General features: G+C 64.5%; 12 protein-coding genes. 5 read left to right on the top strand and 7 right to left on the bottom strand.

What is annotated here, in order from left to right:
- Positions 1-226: 226 nt before the first annotated feature.
- Positions 227-1369 carry a DNA-processing protein DprA gene (gene dprA / locus ACIGJE_RS18055; RefSeq protein ID WP_483678229.1) on the bottom strand — a complete coding sequence of 381 codons (1143 nt, stop codon included), beginning with the start codon at positions 1367-1369 and terminating at the stop codon, positions 227-229.
- Positions 1366-1971 (bottom strand): glycerol-3-phosphate 1-O-acyltransferase PlsY, encoded by a 606-nt coding sequence (plsY, locus tag ACIGJE_RS18050; protein WP_311934820.1) that lies wholly within the window; start codon positions 1969-1971, stop codon positions 1366-1368. The genes dprA and plsY overlap by 4 nt, the downstream gene beginning before the upstream one ends.
- A 253-nt stretch (positions 1972-2224) precedes the next feature.
- Here plsY and ACIGJE_RS18045 point away from each other — a divergent pair, with 253 nt between their 5' ends.
- Positions 2225-2662, top strand: coding sequence for a hypothetical protein (locus ACIGJE_RS18045; RefSeq protein WP_367622822.1), 438 nt, complete (start codon positions 2225-2227; stop codon positions 2660-2662).
- A 99-nt stretch (positions 2663-2761) separates the two neighbouring features.
- Here ACIGJE_RS18045 and ACIGJE_RS18040 read toward each other — a convergent pair whose 3' ends face one another.
- The gene (locus ACIGJE_RS18040; protein WP_440724550.1) at positions 2762-4060 is read right to left on the bottom strand and encodes a dihydroorotase; all 1299 of its coding nucleotides are present in this window, start codon (positions 4058-4060) and stop codon (positions 2762-2764) included.
- A gap of 13 nt (positions 4061-4073) precedes the next feature.
- Positions 4074-5021, bottom strand: a complete 948-nt coding sequence (locus tag ACIGJE_RS18035) for an aspartate carbamoyltransferase catalytic subunit (protein ID WP_311934817.1) — start codon at positions 5019-5021, stop codon at positions 4074-4076.
- Positions 5022-5412: 391 nt separating this feature from the next.
- On the opposite strand from ACIGJE_RS18035, the gene ACIGJE_RS18030 reads away from it, so the two are divergent.
- The 3 genes from ACIGJE_RS18030 (at position 5413) to ACIGJE_RS18020 (ending at position 9540) form a co-directional block, all read left to right on the top strand.
- Complete coding sequence (locus ACIGJE_RS18030; protein ID WP_483678227.1) at positions 5413-6942, top strand: ABC-F family ATP-binding cassette domain-containing protein; 1530 nt, start codon at positions 5413-5415, stop codon at positions 6940-6942.
- A 216-nt stretch (positions 6943-7158) separates the two neighbouring features.
- A complete protein-coding gene (gene tcuC, locus ACIGJE_RS18025) occupies positions 7159-8454 on the top strand; it encodes an MFS transporter (protein WP_394308809.1) in 1296 nt (431 codons plus the stop codon).
- A 108-nt stretch (positions 8455-8562) separates the two neighbouring features.
- Positions 8563-9540: an Ldh family oxidoreductase gene (locus ACIGJE_RS18020; protein WP_367622818.1), complete on the top strand. Its 978-nt coding sequence runs from the start codon at positions 8563-8565 to the stop codon at positions 9538-9540.
- A gap of 117 nt (positions 9541-9657) precedes the next feature.
- Here ACIGJE_RS18020 and ACIGJE_RS18015 read toward each other — a convergent pair whose 3' ends face one another.
- Positions 9658-11019, bottom strand: a complete 1362-nt coding sequence (locus ACIGJE_RS18015) for an FAD-dependent oxidoreductase (protein WP_415081317.1) — start codon at positions 11017-11019, stop codon at positions 9658-9660.
- A gap of 4 nt (positions 11020-11023) precedes the next feature.
- Positions 11024-11488 carry a Holliday junction resolvase RuvX gene (ruvX, locus tag ACIGJE_RS18010; RefSeq protein ID WP_245443533.1) on the bottom strand — a complete coding sequence of 155 codons (465 nt, stop codon included), beginning with the start codon at positions 11486-11488 and terminating at the stop codon, positions 11024-11026.
- Positions 11489-11717: 229 nt separating this feature from the next.
- On the opposite strand from ruvX, the gene ACIGJE_RS18005 reads away from it, so the two are divergent.
- Positions 11718-12419, top strand: a complete 702-nt coding sequence (locus ACIGJE_RS18005; RefSeq protein WP_311934812.1) for a metal-dependent hydrolase — start codon at positions 11718-11720, stop codon at positions 12417-12419.
- A 73-nt stretch (positions 12420-12492) separates the two neighbouring features.
- Here the strand turns inward: ACIGJE_RS18005 and ACIGJE_RS18000 are convergent, their stop codons facing one another.
- Positions 12493-13488, bottom strand: a complete 996-nt coding sequence (locus tag ACIGJE_RS18000) for a tetratricopeptide repeat protein (RefSeq protein ID WP_311934811.1) — start codon at positions 13486-13488, stop codon at positions 12493-12495.
- Between the last annotated feature and the right edge of the window lie 27 nt (positions 13489-13515).

The following is a 13515-nucleotide window of genomic DNA, read 5'->3' as shown; positions in this document are numbered from 1 at the left end:
CCTGCCAGGAGCTCACCTCGGTGGCCGGCCAAACAGGGCATGGAAACGAGCAGGCCGTCCGGCTTTTCGGCGCGAATAGGCGTCCTGGAGCCGTCGGCTAACTGCCAAATAAGGGTAAATCCGAAAATTGCAAACTGGCGCATTTGTCAGATTAGGTGGTGTTGCAACCACCAAGGCGGCGGCAAGATGGGCAAAAGCCGGGCTCAAGTCAATTCGACCGACCGGCTTACAACAGCGACACCATACCATTGCCGTGCCGTTCGATTCGTCCCGACATATCGAGCTCGAGCAAGGCGAGTTGAACCCGTCGGGCATCGAGTCCACAGGCTCGCACCAACTCATCCATGGCCACGGGAGAGGGGCCGAGGGCGGCGATCAGCCGATCCTGGTCGGGGTCGCCTGTCGAGACGGCTGGTGGAGTGGAAGGGGAGGCGGGTGAGGTGTCGTCGAAACTGAAGCGAGGTTGAACGGGCCGGCGCGGCGGCGGCGCGGGACGTTCGACCAACGGTGTCAGGGCTTCCAGCACATCGCCGGCATGCCGGACCAGAATGGCTCCCTCGCGCAGCAATTTGTTGCTGCCTTCGTTGCGCGGGTCGAGCGGGGAACCCGGGGCTGCCATCAGTTCCCGGCCTTGCTCCAAAGCCAGGCGGGCGGTGATGAGGGAGCCGGAGCGTGCAGCTGCCTCGATGATGACCACGCCGAGCGAAAGGCCCGAGACGATGCGGTTGCGTTTGGGAAAATCGCGTGCCGTGGCCACCCAGCCGAACGGCATCTCGGACATGACGCAGCCGGTGGCGCCGATGTCTCTTGCGAGCTGCGCGTGCTGGGGAGGATAGATGTTGCCCAGACCGCCGCCGACCACGGCGACGGTGCCGTTTGCTATCGTGGCGCTATGGGCCGCTTCGTCGATCCCTCGCGCCAGGCCTGAGACCACGGTGAAACCGGCATTGGCGAGTTCGGCCGCCATGACAGCCGCGAATCGACGCCCCAGCGCGGAGGCATTGCGGGCCCCGACGATGGCGACCATCGGCCGGGACAGGGGGGTGAGCGAGCCCCAGGCGGCGAGGAGGGGCGGGGCCGAATCGATGGCAGCCAGGGAGAGCGGGTAGTCGGCTTCGCCCAGTGCCACGAAGCGGGCACCAAGGGTGGCCATCGCCTGCAATTCACGCTGGAGGCTGGCATCGGACGGCAGCTTGAGGGCTCGACCGCTGCGTCTGGCAATGTCGGGCAAAGCCTCGATCACTGCCCGGGCGGAACCGTGGCTTTCCAGGAGACCCTTGAAGCTGATGGGGCCAATGCCGTCACAGCGGATCAGGCGCAGCCAATCCAGCTTTTCTTCGTCCGAGAGGGTAGGTCCCGGCGAGGTCACGCCTTCTTTCCGATGCGGCTCTCCGTGCCGTTGAGAAGACGGCCGATATTGGCGCGGTGCATGACCCAGAGGGCCACCGAGAGGACTGTAAAGAGCAAAGCTTCACGCTGATAGCCCATCAGCAGCAGCCCGATCGGGCTCAGCAGGCTGGCGGTCAGGGCGGAGGCGGAAGAATAGCGGGTGGTGAAGGCCACCAGGACCCAGACCAATGCGAAGAAGATGGCGATAGGCCAGGCAAAGGCGGCGAGGAGGCCGAGATAGGTCGCCACTCCCTTGCCGCCCTTGAATTTCAGCCAGATCGGGAAGAGATGGCCGACGAAAGCGGCTAGCCCTGCAAAGACCGCAGCCCCATCCCCCCAGAAATGGCGGGCAAGCAGCACGGCGGCCGTGCCCTTGAGGGCGTCGAGAATCAGGGTGGCGGCTGCCAGGTCCTTGCGTCCGGTGCGCAGGACATTGGTGGTGCCGATATTGCCCGAGCCGATGGCGCGGATGTCGCCCAATCCTGCCAGGCGGGTGAGGATCAGGCCAAAGGGGATCGACCCGAGCAGATAGCCGAGCAGCAGCGCCGCCAGCGTCGTCGTCAGGGTCAGGTCGGCAAACATCGGCAGCTCGCTTCGGGAGGAAAAGGCTCGTGCGGCACACTATCGCCACTCGCCAAGGCCCGGCCACGAAAATTTTTGTCCCTATGGGGAGCGGGAGATCAAGGCAGGAGTTTTCCTCAGCCTTTGTCGGGTCGACGGATTGCGATGACCCGGGAGCACGCTAAGGCTTTCCTGGTGAGCCGAGCTGGTTCAATGCTGTATGACACAAGGGCATGCCGCATTTGTAGGAATCGGCCGGCTGAAGGAGATTTGGATGCGTCTTATCGTGGCTTCGGCCTTGTTTTTCGGTCTCGCCGGCGTTGCTCTCGCGCAGCAGCCGACCTACAACGAGCAGGTCGAAAAGGAGTTTCCTGCCTTGGACCGGCTGGTGAAGACCCAGCCCTACAAGGGGGCCTATGGTGCCCTTTTGAAGGAATTGTCGCCCGTTCCCGACTATCTATCCGATGTGCTCAGGCGCAAGGGCGACTACATGACCTTCGGCTCCAAGCAGGTGAGCGTCGATGGTTCGCCTCACCGCGTTGCCATGGTCTGCCCGACCAACGTGACCTGTGCCGAATATGGCAGCGTCTTCCTGTTTACGGCCGATGGCCGCCAGGCCTGGGCGGAGGTCCGCGACGGCGACAAGCCGGTCTATCTGGGCGGGCCCAGCACGGCGCAGAAACAGGCCCTGGACCAGGCCTTCGACGAGTGAGGCGAGAAGTCGGTCGTCATCCCCGGTTGAGCCGCTCACAAGCAGAGCTTGCGAGGATACGGCCGGGAAGGACGAGCTACCCATTTCGGACGCGAGCCCTCAGCCCCGCTCGAACACCTGCTTGCCGGCGACGAAGGTCCGCGAGACCAGGCCGCTGAGGCGAGCGCCGTCGAAGGGCGAGTTCTTGCAGCGCGAACGCAGCCTGGCGGCGTCGAGCACGAAGGGCACGTCGGGATCGAAGACGATGACGTCGGCGCTGGCGCCCTTGGCGAGGGTGCCGCCGGGCAGGCGCAGGATCTCGGCGGGGCGGGTCGAGAGGGCGCGCAGCAGGCCGATCAGGTCGAGCGAGCCATCATGCACCAGGCGCAGGCCGGCCGAGAGCATGGTCTCCAGGCCGATGGCGCCGTCAGCCGCTTCCGCGAAGGGCTGGCGCTTGGTCTCGACGTCCTGCGGATTGTGATCGGAGACGATCGCATCGACCAGCCCGTCCTTGATGGCCTGCACCAGGGCCATGCGGTCATCCTCGTGACGCAACGGCGGTGACACCTTGCAGAAGGTGCGGAAGCCATCGATGTCGTTCTCGTTGAGGGTGACGTGGTTGATCGAGGTGGAGGCGGTGACGTCGAGTCCGTCCTGCCTGGCTCGGCGCAGCACTTCGATCGAGGCGCGGCAGGTGACGGTGGCGGCGTGATAGCGCCCGCCGGTCAGGGCGACCAGGCGCATGTCGCGTTCCAGCAGCATCGCCTCGGCCTCGGCGGGAATGCCGGGCAGGCCGAGGCGGCTGGCGAACTCGCCCTCGTTCATCACGCCATCGCCGGCCAAATCCCTGTCCTGGGTGTGATGGATGATGAGGGCATCGAAGTCACGCGCATAGGTCAGCGTCCGTCGCATCACCCGCGCATTCATCACGCTGCGCGCGCCATCGGTGAAGGCGAGGGCGCCGGCTTCGCCGAGCAGGCCGATTTCGGTCATCTCCTGGCCGGCGAGGCCCTTGGTCAGCGCCGCCATGGCATGGACATGCACAATGGCGGTGTCGCGGGCGCGGCGCAGCACGAAATCGACCACGGCCGGATCGTCGATCGGCGGATGGGTTTCCGGCGTGCACACGATGGTGGTGACGCCGCCGGCCGCCGCGGCCTGCGAGGCAGTGGCGAGCGTCTCGCGATGTTCGGCGCCGGGTTCGCCCGTCACGGCGCGCATGTCGATCAGGCCGGGGGCGACGACCTGGCCCTCGCAATCGAGGACGGCCGTGTCCTGCCCGACAGCGCCGGCGGTGAGATGAGGCCCGGTATCGGCGATGACGCCGTCTCGAATCAGCAGACCGCCATGCTGCTGGGTCCGGGCAGCGGGATCGGTCAGCAGGGCATTGGCCAGAAGCAGGGGGCGAGCGTTCGTCAACTTTTCATTCCCCTCAGACATTCGGCAGGTTGCGGGCGAGCGCTTCGAGCACGGCCATGCGGACGGCGACGCCCGCTTCCACCTGCTCGCGGATGAGCGACTGGGCACCGTCTGCGACGGCGGTATCGATCTCCACCCCGCGATTCATCGGCCCGGGATGCATCACCAGCGCATCCGGCTTGGCATGGCTGAGTTTTTCTTCGTCCAGGCCGAAATAGCGGAAATATTCTTTGATCGAAGGAATGAAGGCGCCAGCCATGCGCTCGCGTTGGAGACGCAGCATCATCACGATATCGGCATCGCGCAGGCCTTCCTTCATGTCCCTGTGGATCTCGACGCCAAAGCGGTCGATGCCGGCCGGCAGCAAGGTGGAAGGAGCAATCAGCCGGACCCGGGCCCCGAGCGTGGCGAGCAGCAGGATGTTGGAGCGGGCGACGCGCGAATGCAGGATGTCGCCGCAGATCGCCACCGTCAGCCCGGCGATTCGTCCCTTGTTGCGGCGGATGGTCAGAGCATCGAGCAGGGCCTGGGTCGGATGCTCGTGGGCACCGTCACCGGCATTGACCACGGCGCAATCGACCTTTCGGGCGAGGAGATGCACGGCGCCGGCCTGGTTGTGCCGGACCACGATCACGTCGGGCCGCATGGCGTTGAGGGTGATGGCCGTGTCGATCAGCGTCTCGCCCTTCTTCACCGAGGACGAGCCGACCGACATGTTCATCACGTCGGCGCCGAGGCGCTTGCCCGCCAGTTCGAAGGAGGACTGGGTGCGTGTCGAGGGCTCGAAGAAGAGGTTGATCTGGGTTCGCCCGCGCAGGGCGGACGACTTCTTCTCCACCTGCCTGTTGAAGGCGATGTGCTCGTCGGCCTCGTCGAGCAGGCTGATGATGTCGCTCTCCGTCAGGCCTTCTATGCCGAGGAGGTGGCGGTGCGGATATGTCGCTGAAGCTGGCTTGGTCATCAAAGCCGACTTCATAGGCCTCACAGGTGACGGCAGCAAGGCAGGAGATGCGCCTTGCCCGTTTTTCCACCGCGGGCGTTGGGCCGGATCCCTTGCCTATCCCTCGGACCAATGCTATCGGCGAGGCGATACTCGAACCCGGAAAGGAGGGCTGCGCATGATTATTCGCTGCGATCATCATCGCCAGCGTGGCCCAGTTCAGGCCCTGCAGACGCGTTTGCAGGGCTGACCAGAGGTCGTATCTCCCCTTGCTGGTCCGCCCTTCGTGGCCGTGCAGGATGCGCTCGCATGCGCACCCGCACATCGTCAAACGCCGTGCCTTCGCCTGCATTTCCCGATGGCTGCGTGCCCGGGATGCCGCGTTCGCCGGTCCGGACCAGAGAATAGACCCATGAGCCTGATCACCCTGCGCAATCTCGGCGTGACGCTGAGCGCACCGCTGTTTTCGCAACTCAACCTCAGCATCAATGCCGGCGACCGTATCGGCCTGGTGGCCGCCAATGGCCGCGGCAAGTCCACTTTGCTGCGCTGCATCGCCGGCACGATGGAGGCCGGGGAGGGCGACATCACGAGGTCGCGCGGCCTGACGGTCGGCCACGTCGAACAGCAGGTGCCGCCTGCGCTCCTCGAAATCCCCTTTTACGACGCCGTCCTCGCGGCGTTGCCCGAAGAAACGCAGGCCAGCGAAGCCTGGCGGGTCGACGTCACCCTCGATTCGCTGCAGGTGCCGGACGACCTGCGCCAGCGGGCACTCGGGCAGTCGAGCGGCGGCTGGTTGAGGCTCGCCATGCTGGCCAGGGTCTGGGTCAGGGAGCCCGATCTGCTGCTGCTCGACGAGCCGACCAACCATCTCGACCTTGCCAAGATCGCCCTGCTGGAAGACTGGCTCAATGCCCTGCCACGCGACGTGCCGGTGCTGGTGGCGAGCCATGACCGCGCCTTCCTCGATGCGACCACCAACCGCACGCTGTTCCTGCGTCCGGAACGCTCGCAGCTCTTCCCCCTGGCCTATTCCAGGGCGCGGGCTGCGCTGGAGGACGCCGACGCTGCCGAGGAACGACGCTATCAGCGCGACATCAAGGCGGCCCAGCAATTGCGCAAGCAGGCGGCGAAGCTGAACAATATCGGCATCAATTCCGGCAGCGACCTCCTGGTGGTCAAGACCAAGCAGCTGAAGGAGCGGGCCGAGCGCCTGGAGGAAGCGGCAAAGCCGGCCCATCAGGAGCGCTCGGCAGGTGCGGTTCGCCTCGCCAGCCAGGGCACGCACGCCAAGGTGCTGGTCACGCTGGAGGATGCCGCCGTGACGATCCCGGATGGCACCCTGCTGTTCCGGACCGGCCGGCGCTTCATCTGCCAGGGCGATCGTATCGTCCTGCTTGGCCGGAACGGCGCGGGCAAGAGCCGCCTCATCGCCATGCTGCGCCGTGCCATTGCACAGCCTGATGCCAGCGTGGAGGGCATCAAGGCAACGCCCGCGCTGGTCCTGGGCTATGGCGATCAGGCTTTGGCCGATCTCGACGACGGGCAGACGCCACACCACGCCCTGACCCATCGCTTCGAGGTCGGTGACCAGCGGGCTCGCTCACTGCTGGCCGGGGCCGGCATCGCCATCGAAAAGCAGGCCCGCCCGATCGGCCAGCTTTCCGGCGGCCAGAAGGCGCGCCTGGGCCTGTTGATGCTGCGCCTGGCCGAACCGAACTTCTATCTCCTCGACGAGCCGACCAATCATCTCGACATCGAGGGCCAGGAGGCGCTGGAAGGGGAATTGCTGCGCCCCAGTGTCAGCTGCCTGCTGGTCTCGCATGACAGGAGCTTCGTGCGGGCCGTCGGCAGCCGCTTCTGGCTGATCGAGGGCCGGAAACTCATCGAGGTGGACGGACCGGAGGCATTCTTCGCCTCTGCCAGCCAAATGGAAGGCTGATTCTTCAGGTCGGCTCTCTTGTCTGGCCATGCGCACGATCGGGAGAACGGGCAGGAGACCCCGGCATTGCCGTGTTTTTTGGATGGGCCCTTTCCCATGTTTCGAAAGGGCCTTTCCCCTCCGGAGGTTGGAATATTTCCCTTGTCCGGGCACGGGGGCTGGCTCTTAATGCCCGTGCCGGGGGGCGCCGAACAAGAACAGCGGGGGAGAACGCTCATGGCAGGCGCGGCGGCAGGTCAGTCGAAAGCGGGAACCGTACTCAGGGTCACCAGCGGCAACTTCCTCGAAATGTTCGATTTCTTTCTGTTCGGGTTCTACGCCACCCAGATTTCCCAGGCCTTCTTTCCCTCCCAGAACGAAACGACGTCTCTTCTGCAAGCCTTCATGACCTTCGGGGCCGGTTTCCTGATGCGACCGCTCGGCGCACTGTTCCTGGGCGCCTATATCGATCGCATCGGCCGACGGCAGGGGCTGATCGTCACGCTCGGCATCATGGCAATGGGCACCGTGCTGATCGCCTTCGTGCCGGGCTATCAGACCATCGGCATGATGGCCCCGATCCTGGTGCTGGTCGGACGGTTGCTGCAGGGGTTTTCGGCGGGCGTTGAACTGGGGGGCGTCTCCGTCTACCTCGCGGAGATGGCGACTCCGGGCAACAAGGGCTTCTATGTCTCCTGGCAATCGGGCAGCCAGCAGGTCGCCATCGTCGTCTCGGCCCTGATCGGCTATGCGCTCAATCACCTGTTCGTGCCGGAGACCATCAGCGATTGGGCCTGGCGTATACCCTTCTTCATCGGCTGCATGATCGTTCCGCTGCTGTTCTTCCTGCGCCGGAGCCTGGAAGAGACGGCCGAGTTCGAGGCGCGCCAGGTCCGCCCGACCCTGCAGCAGGCCGTGTCCTCGCTCCTGCAGAACTGGCAGGTCGTGCTGCTCGGCGTCATGCTGGTGCTGATGACCACCGTCTCCTTCTATCTCATCACCGTCTACACGCCGACTTTTGGCAAGAGCGTGCTCAAGCTCTCCGAATCCGATGCCCTCGTGGTCACTCTGTGCGTCGGCATCTCCAATTTTATCTGGCTGCCGGTGATGGGCGCGTTGTCGGATCGGGTCGGGCGCTTTCCCATCTTGGCGATCTTTTCCTTCCTGATGCTGGTGACCGCCTATCCCGCGCTTTCCTGGCTGGTCAGCGCGCCGAGCTTTGCGCGCATGCTGGAGGTCGAGCTGTGGTTTTCCTTCCTCTATGGCAGCTATAACGGCGCCATGGTGGTGGCCTTGACCGAGATCGTGCCGGCCCATGTCCGCACCACCGGTTTCTCCCTGGCCTACAGCCTCGCCACGGCGCTCGGCGGTTTTTCGCTGGCGATCTCCACCTGGCTGATCTCCCTGCTGCAGAACAAGGCGGCTCCGGGGCTGTGGCTCTCGGTGGCGGCTGCTTGCGGATTGATCGCGGCGCTGCTCATCTATCGCACGAAGCTGGCGAGCAGCCGGCCGGATCCGGCTTCGGCGTTCTAGAACAACCGGGCCTTCATGCCTGAAAGCTGGTTTTCTCCAACCTTTTGTTGGATAAGGCCCTGTGTATTCCGGCAGATCGCGGAACGCTTCGGGGGATGATTGTCGCAAATGTCGGATGTCGTGAGATTGGGGCGAGAGGCCGCCTGGACACTCGCCCATGGCGCCTGCCGGGGGGCGGGTGCCAGTGAGGTGATTGCAAGGTCGCTCGCCGATGCCATCGTCGCTGCCGAATGGGCCGCGCGCCCCTCGGTGGGCCTTGCGCATCTGCGCGATTATCTGGCCGGCTTTACCTCGGGGCGGATCGCCACCAATGTGGAGCCGGAATTCGACGATCCGGCCTTGGCCGTCATCCGCTCGGATGCGAAGGGCGGCATCGCCCAGCTCGGCTTCGACAGGGCCTACCGGGAGTTATGCAGCCGGGCCGGCCGCTATGGCCTGGCGGTCTTCGCCCAGCGCAACAGCTATACCACTGGCGAGCTCGGCTATTATGTGCGCCGCCTGGCCGAACAGGGATTGGTGGCTATCGCCGCGTCGAATGGCCCGGCCCTGATGGCGGCCGCATTGGGCAGCGAGGCGGTGTACTGCACCAATCCGCTGGCGTTCGCGGCACCTGTCGCAGGCGGGCCGCCTTTGGTGATCGACCAGGCCTCCAGCGCCACGGCCTTCGTCACTGTCCGGAAGGCTGCCGAGAAGGGCGAGGCCATTCCCGAGGGCTGGGCGGTCGATGCACACGGGCAGCCGACGACCGATGCGAGCGAGGCCGTCAAGGGAGCACTCCTGGCTTTTGGGGGCGCACGAGGCGGCAATATCGCGCTGATGGTGGAGGTGCTGGCAGCCGGCATCAGCGGAGCGAACTGGTCGCTCGATGCCCCTCGTTTCATGACCGGCGAGAAGAGCCCGGGCACGGGCCTGTTCGTCCTCGCTCTGAAGCCTGATCTCCTGGAGCCGGACTTTGCCGATCGCCTGAAGAAGCAGTTGGAAAGGCTGTCCGGCAAAGGCGTGCATATCCCCGGCCGCAAGCGTGCCGAGGACACTATCGAAATTCCCAAGGCTGTGATCGAGGCGCTGGAGCGGCACGGACGCTGAGCGGTCTCGCCGTTGCGGCTCCGTCTGACGATTTTCGCCAAATCTTTGATTCGGTTTCGAAAATCGTCAAGTGTCCAAGGCTCGGATGCGTCGGTATCTTCCAGACTCGGTATATTTTCAATGGATCCGCGCGCCTTGGCGGCGCAGTTCCTGCTGGACCTGCGCGATCTCCAGATCGCGGAAGGAGCGCCCACTCTTTAGGGAAACTGCGGCAGCCGCGCCTGCGCCCTGGCCGGCGACGGCGCAGCACATCATGTTGCGCACGGCGGCATGTGAAACCTTGTCGCCGCCAATGCTGCGGCCGGCAACGATCAGGTTTTCGATCTTCTGAGGCAGCATGGCGCGATAGGGCACATGGAAATAGCGTCCGGTCGTCGGCAGGATCAGGATGCCGTAGCCGTCGATGAATTCGGGGAAGATGCCGATCGAATCATCAAAACGGGCCTGCTCGCGCACATCGGACCCGACCATATTGTAGAGGGCGTCGATCTTGCGGGTATCGCGGATGCCGATCGTCATGCCGAAATTGCGGAGCTTGGCGGTTTCGCAGCCCGGCATGTAGCGGCGCAAGGCCTCTACCGCCATCACGGCCTGGCGCCGCCCCTCGATCTCGCCCTTGGTGAGGTCGTTGGGATCCGTCCCGTCCAGCTCGGGCAGATGCACCAGATTGAGATAAGTGAGGTCGCCCTGGTCGGAAACCGCGCCCCAGGTGCCGCAGATCGTCGACAGATTGGTGGGAATTTCTCCCGCTTCGATTGCCTTCCTGAACGGCTTGCGCAGGAAGGGCGAGAACATCGCGTCCTCCTTGCCGGTGGTTTCGACCGTCCATTCGCCACCACCCCAGTCCTTGTAGGTCTGCGGATCGGTCTTCACCGCCTCGAGGAAGCGGCGTTTGTCGACGCCGCACATCGAGAACATCACCGAGGCGGCCTGCATCTCTTCACGCGGCGTCTTGTAGGTAGGAGCACCCGCCCGGAAGGCGATATCGGCATCACCGGTCGCATCCACCACACGCCTGGCCAGGATGGCTTCGCGGCCGGCCTTGCTTTCGGTGATCACACCCCTGATCGCGCCGTCCTCGACGATGGTGCCCACCACCAGCCTGTGGAGCAGGGGACGAATTCCGGCTTCCTGCACCAGGACATCGGCGACATATTTGAACAATTCGGCGTCGAGCGCCTGGCTGTCGGATTGCGGCTCGGGTTGGGCCGCACCCATGGCCTTGGCGCGCTGTTCGAACTCGATGCCGATGCCCTCGCTGTCGACCGTGTTTTCATGCCGATACCAGGCAAAGCCTTCGACGCCGACCTGCGTGATGTTGCCACCGAAGCAGCCATGGCGCTCCAGCAACGTGGTTTCGGCACCGGCCCGGGCGGCGGCGAGGGCGGCTGCCAGCCCCGCCGGGCCGCTGCCGACCACCAGGACGTCCGTTTCCAGGATGACGTCGATCCGGCGCGCCGGTTCAGTGATCGTTCTCATGATGCTATCGCCCATAGCCCAGGCGATCCAACGCGCCTTGCAGAATGAAGGATGCCGCCATTTTGTCGACGACTTCTGCCCGCCTGCGACGCGAAGCGTCGGCTTCGAGCAAGGTTCGGGTCACGGCCGCCGTGGACAGGCGTTCATCCCACAGGGCAACCGGCAGGTCGCTCAGGCGCTGCAGGTTGCGGGCGAAACTCTCCGAGGCCTGAGCGCGCGGACCTTTGCTTCCATCCATGTTGAGGGGATAGCCGAGTACCAGGCCGCCGACCTCGTGTCGGGCGCAGAGAGCGAGCAGCTGCTCGGCATCGGCGGTGAATTTGGTGCGGCGGATCGTTTCCAGGGGCGAGGCGATGGTGAGCATCACGTCGGATAGTGCCAGGCCGATCGTCTTGGTGCCGAGATCGAGGCCGAGCAGGCGCTGGTTGGCGGGCAAATTTTCGGCGAGGTCGAAGAGATCAACAATCAAGGAAATATCTCTGGGGGCGAGCGTCCCGGGATTGGCGCCCGGCTGCAATGCCGATAGCATTTTGGGGGCTGCGGGCGTTATGGTTTTCTAGGGCATCGCGCCGAAAAGTGGAGGCCGGTTTTCGGCAAAAAGATGCGAGAGCAACGGGCTTCCGCATCGGACCCGATTTTGAGATCGGGTTCGTTGCTGTACTCATGACACCAACCTCATTGTTCAAGGAATTGTCCAAATGCGTATTACCTGGCTCGGCCACGCCGCTTTCCGGGTCGAATTCGACGGCAAGGCCGTGTTGTTCGACCCCTTCCTGAGCGGGAATCCCTCTTTCAAGGGAGACCGTGCCGCCGTCAGCGCCGGCATCAGCCACATATTGCTCACCCATGGCCATGCCGACCATGTTGGCGACACCATCGAGCTGGCGCGGGAAACCGGTGCGACGGTGGTCTCCAACGCCGATCTGGTGACTTTCCTGGCGGGTAAGGGCGTGGAGAAGGTCGAGCCGATGAACACCGGCGGTACAGTCGATCTCGGCGGATTCAGCGTCACGATGGTGAGAGCCGATCATTCGGCCAGCCTGATCGACAATGGCGTCAGCATTGCCGTCGGCAATGCCAATGGCCTCATCCTCAAGGCGCCGGGCCAGCCGACGCTCTATCATCTCGGCGATACCGACATCTTCTCCGACATGGCCTTGATCGCCGAATTGCATCAGCCCAAGATCGGCCTGGTGCCGATCGGAGACCGCTACACCATGGGCCCGCAGACCGCGGCACTGGCGGTGAAGCGCTATCTCGGCCTCGATGTCGCCATTCCCTGCCACTACGCCACCTTCCCCGGCTTGGTGAGCAATGCCGATACCTTCGCCGCGGGGCTCGCCGGCACCAAGACGCGGGTGCTTGCGCCCAAATCCGGTGAGAGTGTGGAAGTCGGGTGAGGATGCATGGCCGAGTCGCGGGTAGCCTGCCTGCGACTCGGCGTCCAAAGCGGTGGCTATTTGTAACTCGGCCTCAGCGATACCGGCAGTAGCGCTTGCTGTAGTCGGCGGCGTTGACATCCCCGAGGCTGGAGCCCTTCTGCCAGAGATCGCAGGCCTTGTTGCGGTTTCTCGGCATGCCCGTGCCGTCATAGGTCATGATGGCGAGGCCGACATAGCCTTGTGAATCGCCGGCTGCGATGGCCTGGTTATAATAGTCGATCGCCTTCGGGTAGTTGCGGCGCCCCCCGACACCAAGGCGGTAATAGTCGCCAAGGCCTGAAAGGGCGAACATCACTTTCTCGTCTGCGGCCCTCTCCATCAGTGCCAAAGCAGCGGCAGGGTCTTTCTTGACGCCGCGCTGGTTCTTCATCAGGCCGGTCGCCACGTTGTAGATCGCCCGTTTGTGTCCCTTTTCCATGGCAGCCTTGTAAGCCACCATGGCTTCCTTGTAGTTCCCGGCCTTGTCATAGCTGCGTCCGAGCTGGAAGAACTCCCTGGCCGGCGCATCAGCAAGCTGCGTCGCCCTGAGACAGGCTGTGATGGCCGCCGAGGTGTCGAGCTTGTCGAAGGTGACGCCGGGCAGGTTGGCCGGCTTCTGCTCGTCCATCGCATGAGCGGCCGCGCGATCGCAGGCCTCGATATCGGGTGACAATGCCCCATCCTGAGCAGTCTGGGCGGGAGGGGACGAGGTTGTCGGTTCCGTTGCCGGCGGCGGTGTGGCGCGGTCTTGGGCCGTTGTCTCCGGCGCCGGCGTGGACGGTGCCGCAGCCTTGCCCAGGGCTTTCAACTTGATCTCGGCCAGCGGCTTGTAGATGCCCTTGAAGGTGCCGTTGGCCACCTGGTCGAGATAGGCTTGGAACATGGCGGGATCGGTGCTGTTTTGCACCGATTGCCAGAAGATGTCCTCGGCCGACTGGCTCGCCTGGGCGAGCAGCAGCGGGCGGGCAGGATCCGCCAGCCCCGGCGCGCTCCAGGACAGCGCCAGCGCCGTGGCGATCAGGGACCCTGCCAGCAGTTTCATCGACATCTGCGCTCTCCGCTCATTTCCAACCGT

It is taken from the genome of Labrys sp. E2SS-1L (assembly GCF_057073705.1).
The sequence above is the reverse complement of the archived record's forward strand: the minus strand, read 5'-3'. Positions and strand labels throughout refer to the sequence as shown.

Bases quoted from the DNA above. Each gene is read 5' to 3' on its own strand.
- plsY (WP_311934820.1), bottom strand. From the start codon at position 1,971: ATGTTTGCCGACCTGACCCTGACGACGACGCTGGCGGCGCTGCTGCTC.
- ACIGJE_RS18045 (WP_367622822.1), top strand. From the start codon at position 2,225: ATGCGTCTTATCGTGGCTTCGGCCTTGTTTTTCGGTCTCGCCGGCGTT.
- ACIGJE_RS18035 (WP_311934817.1), bottom strand. From the start codon at position 5,021: ATGACCAAGCCAGCTTCAGCGACATATCCGCACCGCCACCTCCTCGGC.
- ACIGJE_RS18030 (WP_483678227.1), top strand. From the start codon at position 5,413: ATGAGCCTGATCACCCTGCGCAATCTCGGCGTGACGCTGAGCGCACCG.
- tcuC (WP_394308809.1), top strand. From the start codon at position 7,159: ATGGCAGGCGCGGCGGCAGGTCAGTCGAAAGCGGGAACCGTACTCAGG.
- ACIGJE_RS18020 (WP_367622818.1), top strand. From the start codon at position 8,563: ATGTCGGATGTCGTGAGATTGGGGCGAGAGGCCGCCTGGACACTCGCC.
- ACIGJE_RS18015 (WP_415081317.1), bottom strand. From the start codon at position 11,019: ATGAGAACGATCACTGAACCGGCGCGCCGGATCGACGTCATCCTGGAA.
- ACIGJE_RS18005 (WP_311934812.1), top strand. From the start codon at position 11,718: ATGCGTATTACCTGGCTCGGCCACGCCGCTTTCCGGGTCGAATTCGAC.
- ACIGJE_RS18000 (WP_311934811.1), bottom strand. From the start codon at position 13,488: ATGTCGATGAAACTGCTGGCAGGGTCCCTGATCGCCACGGCGCTGGCG.